This is a genomic window from Lutibacter agarilyticus (genome assembly GCF_900188235.1).
Lineage (GTDB): Bacteria > Bacteroidota > Bacteroidia > Flavobacteriales > Flavobacteriaceae > Lutibacter > Lutibacter agarilyticus.
This window is the reverse complement of record NZ_FZNT01000001.1, coordinates 524,405-547,008: the sequence shown is the minus strand read 5'-3', so window position 1 is coordinate 547,008 and position 22,604 is coordinate 524,405. Positions and strand designations below refer to the sequence as shown.

At 29.9% G+C, this 22,604-nt stretch carries 19 protein-coding genes; 5 read left to right on the top strand and 14 right to left on the bottom strand.

Features of this window, described 5'->3' with window-relative positions; genetic code table 11:
• Nucleotides 1-102: 102 nt before the first annotated feature.
• The 3 genes from CHB67_RS02175 to CHB67_RS02165 all read right to left on the bottom strand — a co-directional run bounded on the left by CHB67_RS02175 (nucleotide 103) and on the right by CHB67_RS02165 (nucleotide 3,441).
• Nucleotides 103-819, bottom strand: a complete 717-nt coding sequence (locus CHB67_RS02175) for a 3-ketoacyl-ACP reductase (RefSeq protein WP_089380090.1) — start codon at nucleotides 817-819, stop codon at nucleotides 103-105.
• 14 nt (nucleotides 820-833) lie between these two features.
• Nucleotides 834-2,387 carry a DEAD/DEAH box helicase gene (locus CHB67_RS02170; RefSeq protein WP_089380089.1) on the bottom strand — a complete coding sequence of 518 codons (1,554 nt, stop codon included), beginning with the start codon at nucleotides 2,385-2,387 and terminating at the stop codon, nucleotides 834-836.
• Nucleotides 2,388-2,523: 136 nt separating this feature from the next.
• Nucleotides 2,524-3,441 (bottom strand): EamA family transporter, encoded by a 918-nt coding sequence (locus tag CHB67_RS02165; protein ID WP_089380088.1) that lies wholly within the window; start codon nucleotides 3,439-3,441, stop codon nucleotides 2,524-2,526.
• Between the two features lie 552 nt (nucleotides 3,442-3,993).
• Here CHB67_RS02165 and CHB67_RS02160 point away from each other — a divergent pair.
• From CHB67_RS02160 to CHB67_RS02150, 3 genes are all read left to right on the top strand, one after another.
• Nucleotides 3,994-5,043, top strand: a complete 1,050-nt coding sequence (locus CHB67_RS02160; protein WP_089380087.1) for a hypothetical protein — start codon at nucleotides 3,994-3,996, stop codon at nucleotides 5,041-5,043.
• On the top strand, nucleotides 5,033-6,448 hold the full coding sequence (locus CHB67_RS02155; protein WP_089380086.1) for an MBOAT family O-acyltransferase: 1,416 nt from the start codon (nucleotides 5,033-5,035) through the stop codon (nucleotides 6,446-6,448). The genes CHB67_RS02160 and CHB67_RS02155 overlap by 11 nt, the downstream gene beginning before the upstream one ends.
• 343 nt (nucleotides 6,449-6,791) lie before the next feature.
• Nucleotides 6,792-7,721: a DUF1295 domain-containing protein gene (locus CHB67_RS02150; protein ID WP_089380085.1), complete on the top strand. Its 930-nt coding sequence runs from the start codon at nucleotides 6,792-6,794 to the stop codon at nucleotides 7,719-7,721.
• 9 nt (nucleotides 7,722-7,730) lie between these two features.
• On the opposite strand, the gene CHB67_RS02145 is transcribed toward CHB67_RS02150, so the two are convergent.
• From CHB67_RS02145 to CHB67_RS02100, 10 genes are all read right to left on the bottom strand, one after another.
• Entirely contained in the window at nucleotides 7,731-8,405 is a 675-nt protein-coding gene (locus CHB67_RS02145; RefSeq protein ID WP_089380084.1) for a potassium channel family protein, read from the bottom strand.
• Nucleotides 8,406-8,428: 23 nt separating this feature from the next.
• Complete coding sequence (locus tag CHB67_RS02140) at nucleotides 8,429-10,009, bottom strand: efflux transporter outer membrane subunit (RefSeq protein ID WP_089380083.1); 1,581 nt, start codon at nucleotides 10,007-10,009, stop codon at nucleotides 8,429-8,431.
• Nucleotides 10,009-13,179, bottom strand: coding sequence for an efflux RND transporter permease subunit (locus CHB67_RS02135; protein ID WP_089380082.1), 3,171 nt, complete (start codon nucleotides 13,177-13,179; stop codon nucleotides 10,009-10,011). Before CHB67_RS02135 ends, CHB67_RS02140 begins: the two co-directional genes overlap by 1 nt.
• Before the next feature lie 6 nt (nucleotides 13,180-13,185).
• The gene (locus CHB67_RS02130; protein WP_089380081.1) at nucleotides 13,186-14,334 is read right to left on the bottom strand and encodes an efflux RND transporter periplasmic adaptor subunit; all 1,149 of its coding nucleotides are present in this window, start codon (nucleotides 14,332-14,334) and stop codon (nucleotides 13,186-13,188) included.
• A gap of 161 nt (nucleotides 14,335-14,495) precedes the next feature.
• Complete coding sequence (locus CHB67_RS02125) at nucleotides 14,496-14,768, bottom strand: hypothetical protein (RefSeq protein WP_089380080.1); 273 nt, start codon at nucleotides 14,766-14,768, stop codon at nucleotides 14,496-14,498.
• A 47-nt stretch (nucleotides 14,769-14,815) separates the two neighbouring features.
• A complete protein-coding gene (locus CHB67_RS02120) occupies nucleotides 14,816-15,874 on the bottom strand; it encodes an AI-2E family transporter (protein ID WP_089380079.1) in 1,059 nt (352 codons plus the stop codon).
• A gap of 24 nt (nucleotides 15,875-15,898) precedes the next feature.
• Nucleotides 15,899-16,690: a porin family protein gene (locus CHB67_RS02115; RefSeq protein ID WP_089380078.1), complete on the bottom strand. Its 792-nt coding sequence runs from the start codon at nucleotides 16,688-16,690 to the stop codon at nucleotides 15,899-15,901.
• Between the two features lie 182 nt (nucleotides 16,691-16,872).
• The gene (locus tag CHB67_RS02110) at nucleotides 16,873-17,475 is read right to left on the bottom strand and encodes a DUF4136 domain-containing protein (protein WP_089380077.1); all 603 of its coding nucleotides are present in this window, start codon (nucleotides 17,473-17,475) and stop codon (nucleotides 16,873-16,875) included.
• A gap of 192 nt (nucleotides 17,476-17,667) precedes the next feature.
• Nucleotides 17,668-18,069 carry a DUF2059 domain-containing protein gene (locus tag CHB67_RS02105; RefSeq protein WP_089380076.1) on the bottom strand — a complete coding sequence of 134 codons (402 nt, stop codon included), beginning with the start codon at nucleotides 18,067-18,069 and terminating at the stop codon, nucleotides 17,668-17,670.
• A gap of 3 nt (nucleotides 18,070-18,072) precedes the next feature.
• Nucleotides 18,073-19,347, bottom strand: a complete 1,275-nt coding sequence (locus CHB67_RS02100) for a serine hydroxymethyltransferase (protein WP_089380075.1) — start codon at nucleotides 19,345-19,347, stop codon at nucleotides 18,073-18,075.
• Nucleotides 19,348-19,468: 121 nt separating this feature from the next.
• Between CHB67_RS02100 and fahA the strand changes: the two genes are divergently transcribed.
• Both fahA and CHB67_RS02090 read left to right on the top strand, forming a co-directional pair.
• Complete coding sequence (fahA, locus tag CHB67_RS02095; protein WP_089380074.1) at nucleotides 19,469-20,761, top strand: fumarylacetoacetase; 1,293 nt, start codon at nucleotides 19,469-19,471, stop codon at nucleotides 20,759-20,761.
• 119 nt (nucleotides 20,762-20,880) lie between these two features.
• Nucleotides 20,881-22,065, top strand: a complete 1,185-nt coding sequence (locus tag CHB67_RS02090) for a hypothetical protein (RefSeq protein ID WP_089380073.1) — start codon at nucleotides 20,881-20,883, stop codon at nucleotides 22,063-22,065.
• A 17-nt stretch (nucleotides 22,066-22,082) separates the two neighbouring features.
• Here CHB67_RS02090 and ytxJ read toward each other — a convergent pair whose 3' ends face one another.
• The gene (gene ytxJ / locus CHB67_RS02085; RefSeq protein ID WP_089380072.1) at nucleotides 22,083-22,472 is read right to left on the bottom strand and encodes a bacillithiol system redox-active protein YtxJ; all 390 of its coding nucleotides are present in this window, start codon (nucleotides 22,470-22,472) and stop codon (nucleotides 22,083-22,085) included.
• Between the last annotated feature and the right edge of the window lie 132 nt (nucleotides 22,473-22,604).

The window sequence follows — 22,604 nt, the reverse complement described above, 5'->3', positions numbered from 1 at the left end:
CTTTATGATTCTAAAAAAGGTGCATCAAAAATTTGACACACCTTTTTTAATTATATTTTTCAATGCTATTATGAAAATGAACCTTCAATAATAAAATAACAATTAAGGATTTGTAGACCAGATACTTGAATTTACCACTACTACCCTACGATTTAATTTTAATTGTGAAACTAATAACTCAGCAATATCTTCTGGTTGCATTACTTTTTCAGGATTTCCATCGGTTAAATTTAAATCTAACGCCATATCAGTAGCCACTGTACTTGGTGTTAAACAATTTACACGAATGTTGTGTTTACGTACTTCCTTCATCAATGAATCAGTCATACCTATTAATCCAAATTTTGACGCGCTATAAGCACTTGTCATAGCATTTCCGTTTAAACCTGCTGTTGAAGAAATATTGATAATATCACCTGTTTTTCTTTCAATCATTTGTGGTAAAAATGCACGCGTAATATAATATGCCCCCATTAAATTAACTTGAATAACTTCTTCCCAAGAAGCTACTTCTAGATCCATAAAATTACCGAAACGTCCAATACCTGCATTATTTATAAGGATATCAATAGTTCCGAATGAGCATAACACTTTTTCGGCTGCACTATTCACAGAACTTAAACTAGCTACATCAGCTTGTACTACAAAAGCTTCAACTCCAAAAGCAGCAACTTCTTCAGCAACCTTTTCTAGATCTGATGTTGTACGCGCTAATAAAGCTACAGATACACCTTCTTGAGCCAAGGCAAGCGCTAATGCTTTTCCTATTCCTTTACCTGCACCTGTAATAAGTGCTTTTTTTCCTTTTAATGATTCCATATCTTTTTTTTTAATTAATCTTCTGGCGGATATCCGTGAATTTTTTCAAAATCTTCATCAAAATTTGTTAGCAAATACGAACGTAATTTTTGGCGGTAATCTGTATTTAACCAATCAATAAAATTGTGAGTACTTTTACAAATACAACGAACATATTGTTGAATTCTATAGGTAATATCATCATCTAATAATTGAGACAATGTTAAAGCATCATACACATCCTCACTATTTTCAATACAAATATGAGCTTGTTGTTCAATAGAACGCCTTAAAACTACTTTTGATGATTCTCCTTTTTGAATGGCATCAACATAGGCTTGTTTTACATTAAATGATACGTCTAAGGATTTAGAAAACTGCTTTCTAACTTCCTCTGGCATTTCATACCTAAAGTTACTCTCAAGCTCTTCATCATTAATTAAGTTATCTAAATAATAATTAGGTGATTTAAATATTTTCTGCCAATTTAAACTAGCTCCCCACATTCCAAATCGGTGAAAATTATTCCCTAAATCAATTACGTTAAAGGTTGTTTTATCCTTTAATATACGTGATCCACGACCAATCATTTGATAATACAATGTTAGTGAACGTGTTGCTCTGTTCAGAATAATAGTATCAACAGTTGGTTCATCAAAACCGGTAGTTAATATACTTACTGAAGATAAAATTGCATTAGGCGTTTCTTTAAACCATTTTAAAATTTGTTCTCTTTCAGATTTTGAGGCTGTGTTATCTAAATGCTGTACTGGATATCCTGCAGCTCTAAAGGTATGATACACATTTATTGAAGTACTAATACCGTTATTAAAAATTAGTGTTTTTTTATTTTTTGAACGCTCTTCATAAGCTTCAACTAATTTAGTTAACATATTACCACTTGTGTACAAATCATCAGAAGACTTAACGGTATAGTCTCCATTTGCACCAACTACTAATGACGTTAAACCAACATTGTATGAATATGTTTTAGCGCGGGCTAAAAAGTTGTTTTTTATTAACGATTCTATAGTTTCACCTACAATTAACTCCTCATAATTATCAGTCATAGGTAACTGAATATTAGAACTTAACGGTGTTGCGGTAACTCCTAGAAAAAATGATTTACTAAAAAATTTAAATATTTTAGTAAAAGAGTTGTTATGTGCTTCATCAATAATAACCAAACCAATATCTGAGATATCCAATTTATTATCGTTTAAGCGGTTGTTTAACGTTTCAACCATAGCCACATAACAGCTATATTTTTGATGATTGTCTAAATTGGCTTTACTATCTATCACCATGCTTTCAACACCAAATTCAGTAAGCATTGTTGATGTTTGCTTACAAAGTTCAATTCTATGTGTTAAAACCAATACTTTTTTCTGGTGATGTTTTAAGTATTGCCTTACCATTTCTGAAAATATCACCGTTTTACCACCACCTGTAGGTAATTGATATAATAAATGATAATCTTCTTTAGCTTCTTCAAACCTTTTAAAAATTTTATTTATAGCTTCTTTTTGGTAGCTATATAAATCTTTACCGGCATTTCTTTCTTCTATTTCTGTAGTAGTTAATTGCACATTTCAAATTTAAAAACTCACAAAAATACAGTGTAAAAAGGGTTATCACAATTTTTAAGGTAAAAAACTTATAAAATAAAAAGTTAAAATTTTATATACAACTGTAAAGCAGTAACTTACACAAAAAAGTTTTGTTTTATTTTTTAAACCTTGAATACAAGGTTAGTTTTTTCTTTGTATTTATAAAGTATACGCCTGTTAATAAGATAATTGCAGCAATAATAGATTGTTCAGTTACTTGTTCATTTAACAAATACCACCCCATAAACAAGGCAATAATTGGATTTACATAAGTTGACGTTGCTACTTTTTCAGGGGAAACAACTCTTAGTAAAAAATTAAATGCCGTAAATGCTATAATGCTACCAAAAATAATTAATAATCCCATTGATATTTGTACGGGTTGTGTCCATTTTGTTGGTGAAGACCATTTTTCACCAAATAACAAACTAGCTACAAATAACATAACACCACCTGTTAACATTTGATAACCTGTATTTATAAAATAGTTTTTAGGGAAATCGGCCTTTGCAACATACAAACTTCCAAAAGCCCAACTTAGCATACATAAAAAAATAGTAAACATTCCTAAAGCCATTCCTTCTTGGCTAATTAATTCTTTTTGACTAACCAATAAATAGATGCCTATAATTCCGAATAATACACCAATCATAGACATTGGTTGAATTTTTTTTCCTTCTAAAAAATACATCATTAATAAAATTACCAAAGGTTGCGCTGAAATTTCCAGAGCAGTAAAACCGCTATCAACATATTTTAAAGCCCAAACTACACCTCCATTTCCGAAGGTTAAAAATAAAAACCCAATAATGCTACAATTAATAAATTGCTTTTTAGTTATAGCTAAACTTATACCAGAAATTTTTGCGATTATAAAAATTAAAATACTAGCTACCGTAAAACGAATAGAAGCCAACATAAAAGGAGGTAATTCTGTAACTGCAATTTTATTTAATAAATAAGTAGACCCCCAAATTACATAGATTGAAAAAAAAGCAGCTACTATTAAAATTTTGTTATTTGATTTAGGCATATAATACTGAATGCATTAATTTTAAGTTGCTAAATATAAGTATTCCATACATTAAATATTATATTTAGTAACCATAAGTTATTCTTTTTTAATATTTAGGTTTAAAACACGAACAAATTAATATTATTGAAATTGTTTCGCCTATAATTGTAACCTTATTTATTATTCCTACTGATTAGTTACTTTTTTTGAACTCCTTTAGGTGCTATTTAATAGTTAACGTTAAAACAGTGCTTTTTAACCTTCCTTCTATTAGGACATTCCTCTTCCTGAATTAGATTTATTTAATCATATCTTACTTAAATAAACATGAAAGAATTAAAACCATATTTAAAAAAAGTAGGTTCCAATTTAAAACTTGTATTTTTTGACCAAACCAAAAATGGTAAAATACTCATTATCATTTGTGTATATTTGTAACTTTTGTTACATTGCTCTTAAAATTGTAATTTTAATATCTAAAAAATTTAATTATTCAGAAATCTATTTGGGTTAAAAATAGTGTATCCTAGAAAATAAAAATGCAAATTAAATTGAATCTAACAGATAATTATGGACTTGAAAAAAACATTTATCGTTACAGCTATATTAAGTATCGTCGCAATAGGAATATGGGAGTATTTTTGGCGTTCTAAAGGTGTTTACCCTACATTAGACGACAATGAAGCCCTTTGGGCTATGCAACGCTACAGGGTTGAAAAAGCACCAAGCTATAACATGCTGCTTATGGGTTCTTCAAGAGTACTTTTTGACATTCAATTAGATGAATGGGAAGCAGAAATTGGTATTAGACCAATTCAACTAGCATCAGTAGGTAGCTCTCCATTACCCATTTTTCACGATGTTGTAGCTAATACCAGTTTTACAGGAACTATTATTGTAGGAGTTACACCTGGATTATTTTTTTCAACTACTTCTCCAGATGCGCAGCCTTGGCAATGGCCACAGTCAAAAGTAGATTATTATAAAAAAAGAACTTACGCTCAGATTTCAAATCATTTGTTATCCTTACCTCTTCAAAAAAACTTGGCTTTTATAAGTGACGACCAAGGTATTGATGGTATTAAATTAAAAGAATTGGTTGGCAAAATAAATATAGGCAATAGAGTTGTTGACCCAATGCCTCCTTTTCATGAATTTGGTGAAATTGCAGAAGATAGAAATCTAAAAATGAAACAAATAACAGTTACAGATACAGCCTATGCCAACTCTGTAATTAAAGTTTGGCAGTTTTTTATGAAAGGTGCAGCAAGTGGACCTCCGCCAGACAAAAACTCAACAATAGATTTCTTTTTAAACGATTTAAAAGTATTTGAAGCTCGTGGTGGTCAAGTAATTTTAATAAGATGCCCATCAAGTGGTTCTTTAAGAGCAGGTGAAAACATGGGAATTCCAAGAGCTGCGTTTTGGGACGATTTAGTAAAACAAGCAAACGTTCCAAGTTATCATTTTGAAGATTATGACAATTTAAAAGGACTTATTTGTCCTGAAGAATCCCATTTATCAGCAGAAGATGCACAATATTTCACTACAGAATTGGTGAAAATCATGAAAAATGACAACACTTTAATTAATTTAAAATCTAATAAACATGCTCTTTAATTCATTAAGTTTTGTTGTTTTTTTGATTATAATACTGGCACTATATTATTCAAAATTATTTAATTGGACAGGAAAAAAAAGAATGCTTCTTTTTGCTAGTTATATTTTTTATGGATTATGGAATCCACCTTTAGTTATTTTACTTTGGATTTCAACAATTGTAGATTGGATTACTGGAAAAAAATTAGCTATTGAAGAAAATAAACGAAAAAGGATACTATGGCTCATGTTGAGTATGTTTGTAAATCTTGGATTTTTAGGCTTTTTTAAATACCGTGACTTCCTCTTAGATAATTTTACAACCGTATTAAATACCTATGGTTATGGATATCAATCAACACAAATGGACATTATATTACCCATGGGTATTTCATTTTACACCTTTCAAACAATGTCTTATACTATCGATATGTATTTAAAAAGAACAGAACGTGCCAAAACCTTTTTAGATTTTGCACTGTATGTTACATTTTTCCCACAATTAGTAGCTGGACCTATAGTAAGAGCACAAGATTTAATAACGCAGTTTTACGAAGAAAAAAGAGCTACTGTAAATCAATTCATTTGGGGCTTTTTTTTATTGACTTTAGGTATATTTCAAAAAGTTGTCATGGCAGACACTTTGTTGTCAGATACGGTTGATAAAGTGTATAGTTCCGATAAAATTCTAAATTTTTGGGATGCTTGGATGGGAACATTGGCTTTTTCAGGTCAAATCTTTTTTGATTTTGCAGGTTATTCTACCTGTGCCATTGGAATTGCTCTAATGTTGGGAATTATCTTACCTGATAACTTTAAATATCCATATGCTTCCTTGGGCTTTTCTGATTTATGGAAACGATGGCATATCACACTATCTTCGTGGTTACGCGATTATTTATACATCCCTTTAGGTGGAAATCGTTATGGTGTAGTTAGAATGTATTCAGCACTTATGATTACGATGTTATTAGGTGGACTTTGGCATGGAGCTGCTTGGACCTTTATAGTTTGGGGTGGATTACATGGAACTTATTTAATATTAGAAAGATTACAACGTCAATACATACCCTTTAAAATTACAAAATGGAATGGTATTTTTTTAGCTTTTACAACTTTTACTTGCATTAATATTACCTGGGTGTTTTTTAGGGCTAGAGAGTTTAAAACAGCATGGAATTTGATAAGTTCTATGTTCTATTTTAATCCAAACGGAGAAAAAGTTTTAGGTTCTTTTGATATTTTAAAAGTAGGCATTATTATAGGTCTTCTATTTTTATGCCACTGGTTCATGAGAAATACCTCAGTTAAAGCAGTTTCAAAAAAAATATCACCAATTGCTTTAGCTGTAGTTTGGGCCGTTATGTTATTTTTAGTTACCATTGCGCAAGGTAGCGGTGAGCAGTTTATTTATTTTCAGTTTTAATGAAAAAAATTATGATGTTATGTATCCTGATTTTCGTTAAAATTTTATAGATAACCGTGAATTGTGTGAAAGTTAACATAAGGCTGAAGGCAATTCTGTAACGGCAATTTATTTAATAAATTAAGTAGATTCCAAAATTACATAGATGGAAAAAAAGCACTACTATTAAACTTTCGTATAAGATTTGGATATATGAAAATTTTAATACTTTTATTTTAAAGAACTATATATAAGTATTTCGCACACTAAATACTATATAAATTACTGAATTATTAATTCTAATTAGTAGTCTAAGTTAACCTTTTTTCATATTTTTAATTCGTTAACAAAAAACGCCAACCAAATGAATATTATTAAAGTTGCTTCACTTTTAATTGTGACCTTATTTATAGTTCCCATTATTAGTTATTTTTTTGGAACTCCTTTAGGTGCTATTGAATGGTTAGCGTTAAAAACCGTACTTTATGTTAATTTAGGTGCAATTATCTATTGCTTTGTTATTGGTGAAATTACAGATAACAAGAGCCAAGTAGATAAACTATGGAGTTTGATTCCAATTGTTTATGTATGGATAATTTCCGCGTATGGTAATTACAGTCCGAGATTGATATTAATGACTATTTTAGTTGCTATTTGGGGAATTAGATTGACCTATAATTTTTCTAGAACCGGTGCTTTTTCAATAAAATTTTGGGAAGGTGAGGAAGATTATCGTTGGCAAATACTAAGAGAAAAACCAGAATTTAAAGCGAGATGGAAATGGACATTATTCAACTTATTCTTCATCTCGGGATATCAACATATTTTAATCCTATTATTTTCATTACCAACTTTAGTTGTATTACAATTTAACAATACTCCTTTAGGTGTTTTAGATTATGTTGCTACTGTTTTAATGCTATTTTTTATAATTTTTGAAACAATAGCCGATGAACAACATTATGCATTTCAAACTAAAAAACATACACTTATAAAAGCTGGTAAAAAACTTACAGGCGATTATAAAAAAGGTTTTTTAGATAAAGGACTGTGGGCATTATCACGTCATCCTAATTACTGGGCAGAACAAAGTATTTGGGTATCATTTTATTTGTTTAGTGTTGCAGCTTCAGGACAATGGATTAATTGGAGCATTGCAGGTTGTTTACTGCTTTTAGTGTTATTTCAAGGTAGTTCAGAATTTAGTGAAGAAATAAGCGCTGGTAAATATCCTGAATATTTAAATTATCAAAAAAAAGTTTCACGTTTTTTTCCTTGGAAAAACATTAAATAATAGCTTTAATTATTTTTCTTTTATAACTGTTTGAGAAATATATTTACCAACAATTATTGCTGTTAAAATAACCATATAAAATTGCCCTACTAAGCCTGTTAGTATAGTTGCTTTTTGAGCAATTAAAGTAACCGGTGTTATTTCTCCATAACCAATTGTTAATAATGTAATATAAGAAAAATATAAGAAAGAGTCAATTTGAGAAGTGCTTTGATGCATATTTAAACTAACACCATTAAAGGAACCTGGGCTAGAAATTTCAATAGTTAAGAACATAAAAAAACCTAACAATCCAATACAAATATACCCAGACATTAAACCTATAATTATATTCTTAGTGATTATTTTTGATTTCCAAACTTGCTTAATTAGTTCTGAAGTAACCATTGTATAAAACACAAAATAAGCTGCTAACCTTATAAAATCATTCGAATCCGTTTTATCATTTAATACTTGCGATCTATAAAAAACAATCATTATAACGACTAATAAAAACAAAAAAAAGCGTCTAAGTTTTTTTATTTTAGAAATCATTAATATTCCCGATAAAAAATTAATAATAAAAAGAATAGGAGACAAAATATCTTCAAACCATTGATTTGGAAAAAAAACGGCTCCAAATAATATAGTTGTTAAACTAAAGAAAAACAATTCAAAACGGTATGAATACATTTTATCTACCATAAATTATATAAACTACTTAAATACTATTGTCTAGTAGTTTTTCTTTGTTGTTTTTCTAATTTCCGTTGTGCTTTAGCTATTTCTTTTCTTTGTTTCTCTTGCTCAGGTGTTAAATAATAATCAACTACTTGTCCTTGGTAAATTAAGGTGTTTTTATCAATTGAATTAACATCAACACCTTGTTCATTAGCTACTTGTTCGGCATACTTATCTAACTCCTCTTCAGATATCCAACCACCACCAAGTGCTTGGTATAAATTAACATAAGAAATTAATAAATCTTGATAGTTTGCCGTATAAGAAAGTTCAGCTTCAAATTCGGTTTGTTGATTTAATATTACTTCTAAATAACTAGTTACTCCCTGATAATATCTTTCATAAGAAAGTTTACTAGCATTTTTAGCAGCATCAAACATTATTTTATAAGCAACTAACTCATCTTTATAAGTAGAAATTTCAGTTAGTGCATTATTTACATCGCTAAAAGCTAACAAAATATTTTTCTCATAGCTAAATAAAGCTTGTTTTGCCTTTTCACGTTCCATATCAACACGTCTTGCATTTTTTCCCCATTCAAATAGCGGACTCAATAAATTTGCACCAGCACTCCAACCTAATCCACTATTTAACAACGACGACATTTCATTACTACCAACTCCTAAAACTCCTGTTAAACTTATTGATGGAAATCGCATAGCTGTAGCAACTCCAATCATTGCATTTTGTTGTTTGTATAATTGTTCACTTTGAAGGATATCTGGACGTCTTTGTAACATTTCAGAAGGAATACCACTAGGAATATTTTGAGGTATAGGGTTGGTTTTATAAGAACTATGTACCGGAATAGAATCTGAATACTTCCCTAATAAAACACTTAAATTATTTTCCGTAAATGCAATTTGACGCCTATAAACTGGTATAGTTGCTTCTGCAATTGCTTTTTGAATTTGAGCCTGATTTACATCTATAATATTAGTATATCCCTTATCAAATCTATTTTGAATAATTGTTAATGCATTATTTCTAATTTCAACAGTATTTTTAGAAATTTTCAATGAAGTCTTATAATTCATCAATTGAAAATAGTTTCTAGCAATTTCACTAATTAATCCTATTTCAACAGCTCTTTTACCGTAAAATGAACCTACTAATGCAGCCCTAGCAGCTTCAGTGCTTCTCCGATATTTACCCCAAAAATCTATTTCCCAATTAAATGTTGCTGAAGTTCCAAAAGACTTAATATTATTATTTAATACATTACCTGCAATATTATTAGTTCCTGTTGCACTGGCTTGTACACCAATTTTAGGTCCGTAATCAGCTTTATTAAAACCTAAATTTGCTCTAGCCTCGTTAACTCTGCTTGCAGCTATTAACAAATCTCTGTTTTCTCTTAATCCAACTTTAATCAATGAATCTAAAATAGGATCTTGAAAAATGTCCCACCATTTTAAATCAATTATACTATCAATTTTGTTGTTTTCGTATTTAAAAATTTCTGGACTTACAATTTCAGGTTTTTGGTAATTTGGTCCAACCTTACAAGATACTATGCTTAATAGTACAAAGAAAATACTTATATATATTGATTGTCTCTTTTTCATTATTCAGCGTTTTTTGCAAGTTCTAATTTTTTAGCTTGGTCTCTTTTCTTTTCATAACCACCTATTTTACCAATAAATATAAAAAGCATTGGATATAAGAATACACCTAAGAAGGTGGCAATAGACATACCTCCTAAAAGCGCCATTCCCATTACTTTTCTGGCTTCAGCACCAGATCCTGATGCAATTACAAGTGGAAATACTCCTAAAATAAAAGAAAAAGCAGTCATTAATATTGGTCTAAATCTTGATCGTGCAGCTTTCACAGCTGCATCAAACAAGCTTAAACCACTTTTAAATTCATCATTTGCAAATTCTACAATTAAAATAGCGTTTTTTGCAGCCATACCAATTAACATTACAAAGGAGACTTGAGCAAAAATATTGTTTTCAAAAGTTGGACTAATTAAACGACCAATCCAAAGGAAAAATAAAGCGCCAAATATTGCAAAAGGTGTTCCTAATAAAATAGCAAAAGGTAACGACCAGCTTTCGTATTGCGCAGCCAAAATTAAGAATACAAATACCAATGAAAAAGTTAGTATGACGGTTAAGGAACCAGATGCTTTTTCTTCTTGAAAAGACATGGCATTCCAGGTATAACCCATATCAGCAGGTAAAACCTCCGCAGCTACTTCTTTCAAGGCTTGCCTAGCTTCATTAGATGTATACCCCTCTGCAGGAGCTCCAGTTACTTCAACAGATCTATACAAGTTAAATCTAGTTGTATAATCAGGTCCCGATATTGGTTTAATTGTAGCTAAGGTTGATAGCGGTACCATTTCTCCTTGATTATTTTTTATAAAGAAATTATTAATTTGAGAGGGATCTACACGATACTCTGGTTCGGCTTGAATATATGTTTTATAGAGTCTTCCAAAACGGGTAAAATCATTTACATAAGCGCCTCCCATAAAAGCACCCACAGTAGTATATAAATCGTTTAATTTAACACCTAATTTTAATGCTTTTTCTTTGTCAATATCCATAAATCTCTGAGGAACATTGGCTTGAAAAGTTGTTGAAGCTCTACCTATTTCAGGACGCTCATTAGCTGCTTTTATAAACTTCATAGAATTTTCTGCTAAATATTGAGGTGTATTACCTACCCTATCTTGTAACATAATACTAAATCCTGAGCCATTACCTAAACCAGGAATAGCAGGAGGGCCGAAAGCAAAAGCTTGTGCATCCTTTATTCCAAAAAATAATTTTTTATTTACAATATCAATTACCTCTTTTGCTGTAATATCTCTTTCAGCCCAATCTTTTATTCCCACAAATAAAAAGCCTGTATTTGATATCATAGCTCCAGAAAGAATACTATATCCAGTTGCTGTAGTAATATACTCCACCTCTGGTATTTCCTGCAAAATTTTCTCTACTTCTTTGGTTACTACATCAGCTCTTTGAATTGATGCTGCATTTGGTAATTGAACATTCACAAAGAAATATCCCATATCTTCTTCAGGAATAAATCCACCAGGAACCATGCTTCCAAAAACACCTGCACCTAATGTCATTAAAACAATAAAAACAATACCTCTTTTAATTTTCCTAGAGACAATGTTAGTATAACTCATATATGAATCTGTAGACTTATCCATACCTTTATTGAATTTCCCGAAAAACCATCCTAGCGGCCCTTTATAAGGCTTAGGTTCTTTTAGTAGTAGTGAGCATAATGCTGGGCTTAAAGTTAAAGCATTTACAGATGAAACTAATACAGATACTACAATTGTAATGGCAAACTGTTGGTATAACAATCCGGTAATACCAGCCATACCCGCAACAGGAATAAATACAGCTACCAAAACTAAGGTAGTAGCTATTACTGGAGCTGTTACTTTTCGCATGGCATCAAGCGTTGCTTCCTTAGAATTCATTCCATTGGCTATATTTACTTGCACTGCCTCAACAACCACAATAGCATCATCTACAACAATACCAATGGCCAATACCAATCCTAAAAGTGACAATACATTAATAGTAAAACCTAACATAGGAAAGAAAATAAACGCTCCAATTAATGAAACGGGTATAGCCAATGTTGGAATTAAGGTTGCTCTCCAATCTTGAATAAAGATAAAAACAACTAAAATCACCAAAATTAAGGCTACAATTAAAGTAACCACAATATCTTTAATACCAGCTTCAATTGCTTTCGTTGTATCTAAAGAAACATCGTATCTAATACTTTCTGGAAAATTCTTAGATAGATCTTCCATTTGCTCCTTTATTTGTGTTGCTAATTCTAATCCATTTGATCCAGGAGCTTGGTATAAAGCTATAACTGCTGATGTTTTGCCATTCATTCTAGGAATCATATTGTAGGTCTCAACTCCTAAGTTCACACTTGCAACATCTCCTAATTTTATTTGTGAACCATCAGATTGGGTTCTAACAACAATATCTTCAAAAGCTTCAACAGAATTAAATCGTTCAGGTAAACGCACTGTATAAGTAAACTCTGTGCCAACTGGTGCTGGTTCAGCTCCAAATTTACCACCCGGAACAATAATATTTTGTTCGTTAATGGCGTTTATTATTTCTGGTACTGTTAATCCTAAATGTGAAATTCTATCTGGCTTAATCCATATTCTCATTGAATAGTCTGAAGCTCCCATTACATCAACTTTACCAATACCTTTTACTCTAGCTAATTGATCTTTAATGTTAATTAAAGCATAATTCCCTAAAAAATCTTGATCATATCTTCCATCATCAGAAGTTAAAGCTACTAACATTAAAATATTTGGTAACGCTTTTTGAGTTGTAACACCTAATTTAGTTACAGAAGAAGGTAATTTTGCTGAAGCTGCTGATACTTTATTTTGTGTTAAAACAGTATTCATATCAGGATCTGTACCTACATCAAATGACACTTGTATATTCATACTACCATCATTTGCATTGGTAGATTTCATATAAATCATATTGTCAACTCCATTAATTTGTTGTTCTAATGGTGTTGCTACAGATTCTTCCACATTAATAGCATTGGCTCCGGTATAACTTGCACTAACTTGTACAATTGGCGGCGTTAAATTTGGATATTGCTCTATAGGTAAGCCTATTAAAGATACGGTTCCAACAATAACAATAACAATAGCAATTACAATGGCTACAATTGGTCGATGTACAAAAAAGTTTCCTTTATTTTCAGACATATCAGATTATTGTTTTTTAAATTGACTTTCAAAAACAGTGATTTCAGGTACCACTTCTAAACCTGTGCCTACTTTTTGTAAACCTTCAAACACAATTTTATCATCTTCAGTAATACCTTCCTTAACTATGTAATAATCATCAAAATCATCTCCAATTGTAATTCTTCTAGATTCAATTTTATTATCAGCATTTACTATAAAAACCGAATATTCACCTTGTAATTCAGAAACAACTCTTTGAGGTACTAATAATGCACCTTTTTCTACCCTACTTTTAACTTTAACACGTGCATATTGTCCTGGTTTTAAAATTAACTCAGGGTTAGGAAAAGAAGCCTGCACTAAAATGGCTCCAGTAGAAGCATCAATCTCCCTATTTATAAAATCTATAACTCCTTTATGTGGATGTGTTGTCCCGTCAGTAAGTAGTAATTCTATTTCTGCTTTTTGTGCTCTCTCTTCAGCGACTATATCTTTATGTATTTCTGCAAAAGCTTTTGCTAAAGTCAAATAGTTTGTTTCATTTATAAAAAACTGTACTCTAACATTTTCAACTTTTGAAATGGTGTTTATAATTACAGGGTTTGGACTTCTTCCCACAAAATCTCCGACACGAGCCTGGGTTTTTCCTATAAAACCATTAATTGGTGCTTTAATTTGAGTATAACTTAAATTAATTTGTGCCATTTTTAAAGAAGCTTCTGCAGCTTTTCTAGCTGCTAAAGATGCATCTCTATCAGCCAAAGCAAAATCTAAATCACTCTTACTTACAGCATCCATTTCTGCCAATGGCTTAATTCTAGCTAAATTATTTTCAGAATTTAAATATTTTGTTTGTGCCTCAGTAACTTTACTTTTTTCACCTGCAATTGCAGCGTTAAAAGGTTCTGGGTCTATGGTATATAGTAAATCACCTTTTTTTACTCTAGCTCCTTCAGTAAATAAAATACTTGTTAAATAACCTTCAACACGAGCGTTTATAGAGACATCTTCTTGCCCAAAAACTTCTCCTACAAAATAATTAAAAATTGGAATATCTTTTTTTACAACTTCAACTACTTTAATTTGTTGGGGAGGCATTTTTGGTTGCTCCTTTTCTTTACAAGAAATATATATAAAAAGTGGTAATGCAAGAATAATAGATCTTAGTTTCATTGAATAAGTTTTGATAGCTAAAATAGTTATTTTTTTAAAAAATTATACATTAAACAGTATTAATTAAAATAAAAAAACGATCAATAGCTTTATTTTTAAAAAAAATTAATGATGATGGAGCCACCTCTTTTTTTAACTTATAAAAAGAAAATGTAATTATATTACCTATTCCAAGCACTTCCAAAAACAATACTAAACGCAAAATCTTTATTATTACTCCAAGCAAAATCAATACCTGCATCCACATCAAAAAGGCGTGCTAATTTATATCTAAACCCTAAGCCATAATTATAAACCCAAGTAGCAGGACCAAATTCATCAAAAGATTTAAAAGCTTTACCTGTACCTCCAAAAAAGTCTAAAGACCAACGCTTATATATTTTAAATTTCCACTCTGTTTCAACAAGCATAGTATTATCACTTTGATATTTCATTGCAGGAACACCTCTTAATTCAATATAAGGTTTAGCATAAAATAATTTTATTGGTTTTCATTTTCTAAAATAGTAATAGCCTCTTCCCTTGAACCCAATAAAATTGCAATCCACTCAGTTCGTTTATTCTGTTCTAACATAATTTTTATAGCCATAGTTAATGGAACGGATAAAAACATACCAACAGTACCTAAAATAAAACCCCAAACTAGTAAAGAAACAAAAACAACATAGGTTGAAAGTCCTAAGCCACTACCCATCATTTTAGGTTCAATAATATTACCTACAATCATATTTACAGCAATAAATATACTACTAGTCCATAAAACACCAACAAAACCTAACTGAATTAAAGCAAATAACACAGCCGGTATGGCAGCTACTATTGAACCAATGTTTGGAATATAATTTAATAAAAAAGCTATAAGCCCCCATATAATAGCATAATCTAAACCTGTTATTTCAAGAGCAATCCATACAAATACTCCTGTTATTAAACTTGTAACTGTTTTAATTGATAAATAATGTCGTATACTTTTAAAAATTGAAAAAATATATTTACGCGTTGTAGCCTCTTTAAATACCAGTTTTGATTTAATTTCTAAGGAATCTAATTCAAACAATAAAAATAAAGCCAAGAAAAAAATAGTAAGTACATTTCCCATAATACTACCTAACTGACCTAACATGCTAGCTGTTAAATTCATAACTTTTGAAACATCAAACATACTTGACACCTTAGTGAACGATATATTTAATCCCAAGGAATTTGTAAATTCAACAACCGTTTTAACCATAGCTCTTAAATTATCTTCATATACACTTGCATTTTCAGAAAATGAAGATAATGATGCTCCTATTAATTCACTAAAACCAATAAAAATAGCTACAATTAAAAATAATACTATAAAGACAGCCAATGTTTGAGGTACTTTTTTTGTCTGTAACCATAAAATTGGTTGCGCACAAATAATACTAATAAAAAGAGCCATTAAAATTGGATTAACAATTGAAATAGCTTGTATTAAACCTGTAATAACAATTACAAATGAAGCTGCAATTACTACTACTGGTATTTTACTTAGATTTGAAATATCTTTATGCATTGGTTAAAAATTATTTATAAAGTCCTATATATTATTTATAGCTTTTTCTTTTGAAGCTTTTTTAGCTTCTTTTTTAGCTTTAGCTGCTTCATTTTTAGCTTGTGCTTTTTCTCCAGCTCCAATTGGAATACTTGCAACTACATAAAACGAATTATTATAATGTGCTTTATCCATAGCTTCTTTATTAATATCAACAACTCCTTGATAATATTTAACAGCTACGCTCATTCCATGCATTGCTTTTAATTGATAACCTAACCCTACTTGTGCTCCCAAATCAAATAATTTATGATCATCTCTAATTTTACGATTATATTGTAATTCATCCTCTTTATCTTCAAGATTTATAGCCGTAAACTCATCGTGTGATTTTTTTAGCATAAAACCAATCATTGGACCCAATTCAACAAATAAATTATTTTTAAACTTATATCTAGCTAAGATTGGTATGTTAAATGCGTTTATTTTCCTTCTAACATCAGCATCTTCAAACAGATTATCTAAAGACTCATCATTTAAAGGATAAGCATCAATATTAGCTCCCATTGTTGATTTTACAATAACACCCGTATGTACAAACCAGTTTTTATTTTCTTTTAATAATAAATCAAAATAAAAACCTAAATTAAAATTTGAAGCTGCTTTGGCTCCTTCTAAGTTTGAAATATTCGATAAATTATATCCACCTTCCAAACCAAAACTAATTTTTCCGGTATTTAATTTATCGCCTAATAGTAAAGAAATTAAAACTTGACTTTGGGTTAATTGAAAAGCAAACAACGTTAAAAATAGTGCTAAAACATGTTTTTTGGTCATTTTGATGTATTTAAGTTTTGAAGAATGTTTGCATAAAAAAATAGTTTTTTTTATGTAAATAATATTATAATTATTAGTAATAAAAGTGATTAGCTATTATAATTTAATACATTTTTAAAGTAAATAAACGAAAAAACTCCAAAAGAATCATACTTTGGGAGTTTTTTAAAAAAAGTTATAAATTATTTTTTCTTTTTAGCAACAGGATATTTTTTCATAAGTTTTCCTACATTTTTAGGAATTGTTTTAGCTCTTTTACTTCCATTCTCGTTAATTGTTTTTTGAGAAACTCCTTGCCAAATTAATTTTTTAGTTTTTGCATCGTAAATATCAACAACAAAAGTACCTACTTTATAATCCTTTTCACTGTAAGAAGTTGTAGAGTATCCTCCACCCCAACCCCAAGCTGGTCTGTAATATCCACCATAACGGCCGCCTCCGTAGCCATATCCATATCCCATTCCTGCTCCCATATAATCGGTATAAGCTGTTGTACTTGTTTTTTCATCAATAACTAAAAATAATGTTATTACTAAGTCTGCCTCAGCTAACTCATAATCTAAATCTCTTTGTAAAAGTTCTGATTTAAAAGATTGCAAAATTCTTTTCTTATCAATATCATTTATTAATTTTTCACTGTCTTGTTGCCAACCACCAAAACTATATGTTTTATATTGAGTAAAATCTACATCTTTATCAAAATCAAAAGTAATTTGAGCTTTTAAACTATTGCTCATAATTAAACAAACAACTAATAATGCTGCTTTATTAAAAAAGTTTTTCATAATTTATTTAAATTTTTATGTTTTAACAAATATAATAGTAAAAATGAAATATTAATAAGTTTATTAAAATTACTTCACTTAAAAGACTTCCAAACTTAGAGCTTTAAATAATTATTATTCTACCCCAATTTGTAATAAGTTAAAAAAAATCCCGCACAATGGCGGGATTTAATATAGATAAATAAGTGTTTATTACTTATATTTTGCCATAATCTCTTGTACTTTCATACCCCAAGATTGACCTGCAGTCATACCTTTTTGGGCTAATTCACCAGATTTATCAGCTAATTTTTTTCCAACAGGTGTTGCATAAAAAGCTAATAATTCTTTAATTTCGTCATGGGTAAATGTATCCATATAAATTACAGCCATTGCATTATATAACTCAGGAAAAGTAGCAATTAATTCTTCTTTAAAAATAGCTTGTTTTTCAGCAGGGATCATTGCTGTAAATTGAGCTACATAAGGCTTAAATGCATTTTCTGAAATTACTTCAACTAATTTTGCAGCATCATTTGTAAATGCATCATCTTGTGCTTTTACAGTAAAAGAAAAACATACAATTACAACTATTACTAATATTTCTTTCATCATTTTTTACATTTTAAATAATGGTCTGTTAGACATCATTTCATTAACTTTTAATGCAACTGCTTCTAATTTAGCTTCATCTTCATGGTTTTCAACAACTTCATTAATCAATTCAACTATTGAAGGCATATCAGATTCAACTAAACCACGCGTAGTAACTGCAGCAGTACCAATTCTAATACCTGAAGTTACAAATGGCGATTTATCATCAAACGGAACCATATTTTTATTTACAGTAATATCAGCTTTTGTTAATGCATTTTCAGCATCTTTCCCGCTTATACCTTTACTTCTTAAATCAATAAGCATACAGTGGTTATCCGTTCCTCCTGAAATAATTTTATATCCTTTTGCAACAAAAGCTTCAGCCATAGCCGCTGCATTTTTCTTAACTTGAATTTGGTAATGTAAAAACTCATCAGTTAAAGCCTCTCCAAAAGCAACTGCTTTAGCAGCAATTACGTGCTCTAAAGGCCCACCTTGATTTCCAGGGAAAACAGATGAATTAATAAGTGTAGACATTTTCTTTAAATTTCCGTTTTTTAATTTTTGTCCGAACGGATTTTCAAAGTCTTTACCAATCATAATAATACCTCCACGAGGTCCACGTAATGTTTTATGTGTTGTTGAAGTAACAATATGACAATGAGGAATAGGATCGTTTAAAATACCTTTTGCAATTAAACCAGCAGGATGTGAAATATCGGCCATTAAAATTGCTCCAACTTCATCAGCAATTTCTCTAAATTTTTCAAAATCTATATCTCTCGAATATGCAGAAGCACCAGCAATAATTAATTTTGGTTTGTGCTCTTTAGCTTGTTCTTCTAAATGCTTGTAATCAATTGTTCCTGTTGCTTTATCTACTCCGTAAAAAACGGGATTGTATAATTTACCAGAAAAATTTACAGGAGAACCATGTGTTAAATGCCCACCATGAGACAAATCAAAACCTAAAATTGTATCTCCTGGCTTTAAACAAGCCGCATAAACAGCTGTATTTGCTTGTGATCCAGAGTGTGGTTGTACATTTACATATTCAGCTCCAAAAAGTTCTTTGGCTCTATCAATGGCTATTTGTTCAATAATATCAACAACTTCGCAACCACCATAGTAACGTTTGTTAGGATAACCTTCAGCATATTTATTGGTTAAAATTGAACCTTGCGCTTCCATAACTTCGTCACTTACAAAGTTTTCTGAAGCAATTAATTCTAATCCTTTTGTTTGTCTTTCTCTTTCGTCTTCAATTAAATCGAAAATAATTTGATCACGTTGCATTGTATATTACTTTTTTAAAAGTTAAATTTCTCGCAAAAATAGTAATTTCATTTTGCTTTTAATAAGAAACTTATATATTTGATAAGAAATATATTAACTAAATACCTTAGTTTATCAACATATGAAAATAGCTGCGAACGATCCAAACAGAAAATCTTGGTTAAATGGGAACACTGAATGCGATTTCCCAATACAAAATATACCATTTGGCGTATTTATAACAAAAGATGATATTATTACAATAGGAACACGTATTGGTGAATACGCCATAGATTTAGGCGCATTTCATCAATTAGGATATTTTAAAGACATTGCTTTGACCGATGATATTTTTATGCAAGATTCTTTAAATGATTTTATTGCTGACGGAAGGAAAACCTGGCGCTTAGTGCGCAATAGAATTGCTGAAGTTTTTGATGAAAAAAATTCAATATTACGTGATAATGCTGAACATAGAGATGTAATTATATTTGATGTAAATGAAGTTGAAATGCTGTTACCTATTGATGTAGGTGATTTTACAGGCTTCTTTTCAAGTAAACATCATGCAAACAACATCTCTAATATATTTAATTTTAAAAATACTGAAATAGAATCCAATTGGTTGCATATGCCACTTGCATTTAATCAGCGTTCATCAACCGTTATTGTTTCAGGAACAAATATTAAAAGACCATTAGGACAAACTATTTCTGACGGAAAAACGACTCCTATATTTGGAGCTTCTAAAAAAATTGATTTAGAATTAGAAACAGCCTTTATAACCACAGCTGCAAACCATTTTGGGGAACCAATTCCTGTAAATGAAGCTGAAGAGTATATTTTTGGAATGGTTTTAATGAATGACTGGAGTGCTAGAGATTTTCAAAAATGGGAGACAAAACCTTTAAGTCCAGCTGCAAGCAAAAGCTTTGCCACAACAATTTCTCCTTGGATAGTTACTTTAGACGCATTAGAACCGTATAGATGTGAAAACCCTAACCACGAAATACAAAACATTCAATTATTACCCTATTTAAAACAAACGTCAGATAAAAATGCCTTCGATATAAAACTTCAAACTTTTATTGAAACTGAAAATGGTGATTTAAATAATTTAAGTGAATCAAACTTTAAAGATATTTATTGGTCTATGTCTCAACAACTAGCACATTTAACTATAAATGGTTGTAGTGTTAGAGCTGGTGATTTAATGTCTAGCGGAACACTTTCTGGCCCAACAAAAGATAGTTATGGCTCATTATTAGAAATCACCAAAGATGGCGAAGAACCTATTACCCTAAAAGATGGAACTAAACGTAGCTTTGTAAATGATAGCGACAATGTAATTATTAGAGGATATTGTGAAAATGAACAAGGTCGCATAGGTTTTGGAAAATGTACAGGCAAAATTTTACCAGCAATTGAGTTTTAACAAACAGCTCTTTTTTTAAACTAAATAACCCTGAAAATTCATTTTTTTTCAGGGTTATTTAGTTTAATTTTGGCACTGAATTTGTAATTAAACAAACTTCAAACCATTAAACCCTACTTATGAAATTAAAATTACTCCTATTATTTGTTGCAACTACATTACTAAGTTGTAGCAGTGTTAAAAAAACGCAAGAAGCTATTAATTATGGAAATTTTGATAACGCCATAGCTATTTCATTAAAAAACTTACGCGAAAATAAATTTAAAAAAGGAAATCAACCTTATATAATTATGTTAGAAGAAGCGTATGCTAAAGCTAATGAAAGAGATTTAAGACGTTTGGATTTTTTAAAACAAGAAAATAATCCTTCAAATTTGGAAGAAATATACAATACCTACAAAGCTTTAAACAACAGACAAGAATCTATAAGGCCTTTACTTCCATTAACCATTGCGGAAAGTAATAGAGAAGCTAATTTTAAGTTTTCAAATTATACTACTAAACTAATAACTGCTAAAAACCAATATTCAGAATATTTGTACACAAATGCAATTTCGGTTTTGAATTCTTCTGAAAATAAATATGATTTTAGAGCTGTTTATGATGATTTAATTTACCTACAAAGTATCAATCCTAATTATAAAGAAACCAACTCATTAATAAATGAAGCGCACACTTTAGGTACTAATTTTGTGATTGTTTCTATGTTAAATAATTCAAATAAAATTATTCCTGTAAAGTTAGAAACAGATTTATTAAATTTTAACACCTACAATTTAAATGATTTATGGACTGTTTATCATTCAAAAAAACAATCCAATTTAACATATGATTACAGCCTAAAAATATTTTTACAAGAAATTAATATTTCACCTGAGTTTGTAAAAGAAAAAGAAGTTATTAGAGAAAATAACATAATTGATGGTTGGGAATATTTAAAAAATAAACAAGGAGAAATTCAAAAAGATTCTTTAGGAAATAAGATTAAAGTTGATGTGTATAAAAGAGTAAAGTGTAAATTAAATATGGTAACACAAACCAAATCTACTCAAGTTATTGGACAAATTAATTATTTAAACTTAGCAAATCAGCAAACAACCCAATCATTTCCATTAGCTAGTGAATTTATTTTTGAAAATATATTCGCGAATACTAAAGGTGATAAAAGAGCTTTAAATAAAGATGAGTTATACTTAACCCGAAACCAATTTATTCCTTTTCCAAGTAATGAACAAATGGTTTATGATAGCGGTGAAAATTTAAAAGAAAAAATACGACAAATAATTATTCGTCATAAAATTTAATTTTAAAAGCGATTTGTTTAAATCGCTTTTTTTATGGCCTCCACTGAAATGCCATAATGAGAATCGTTGTAAACAACTTTTTCTTGATAAACTACAATCGCTTGTGGTGATTGGTGTTGCACATTAAATTTTGAAGCAATTTCATTTGAAATTGTTCTAAATTGTATTAAATCTAACAGATAAATAGCTAACTGTTCATTTTCAATATCAAAACTTCTTTCAAAATTTTTAAGCGCCATTCTGCTAATTCCACATCTTGTACTGTGTTTAAAAATAAGAACAGGTTTTTTATTAGATGCATTCATAATTTCATCTAATTGCATAATTTTTGTTAAAGGAATCCAATTAATAGTTGGTTGCTTTTCATTAGAATCACTAGAATTAAATATATTTTTAAGAAAACTCATTGTTTTAATTTTATAGTTACTGAAGACAAAATGACATTTAAACCCTTGTAAAACAAGACTTTTTGTCGTTTTTACGCCATTTTAATCAAATGGAATATTAATTGAAGTGACAAATATAAATACAAAAAATAT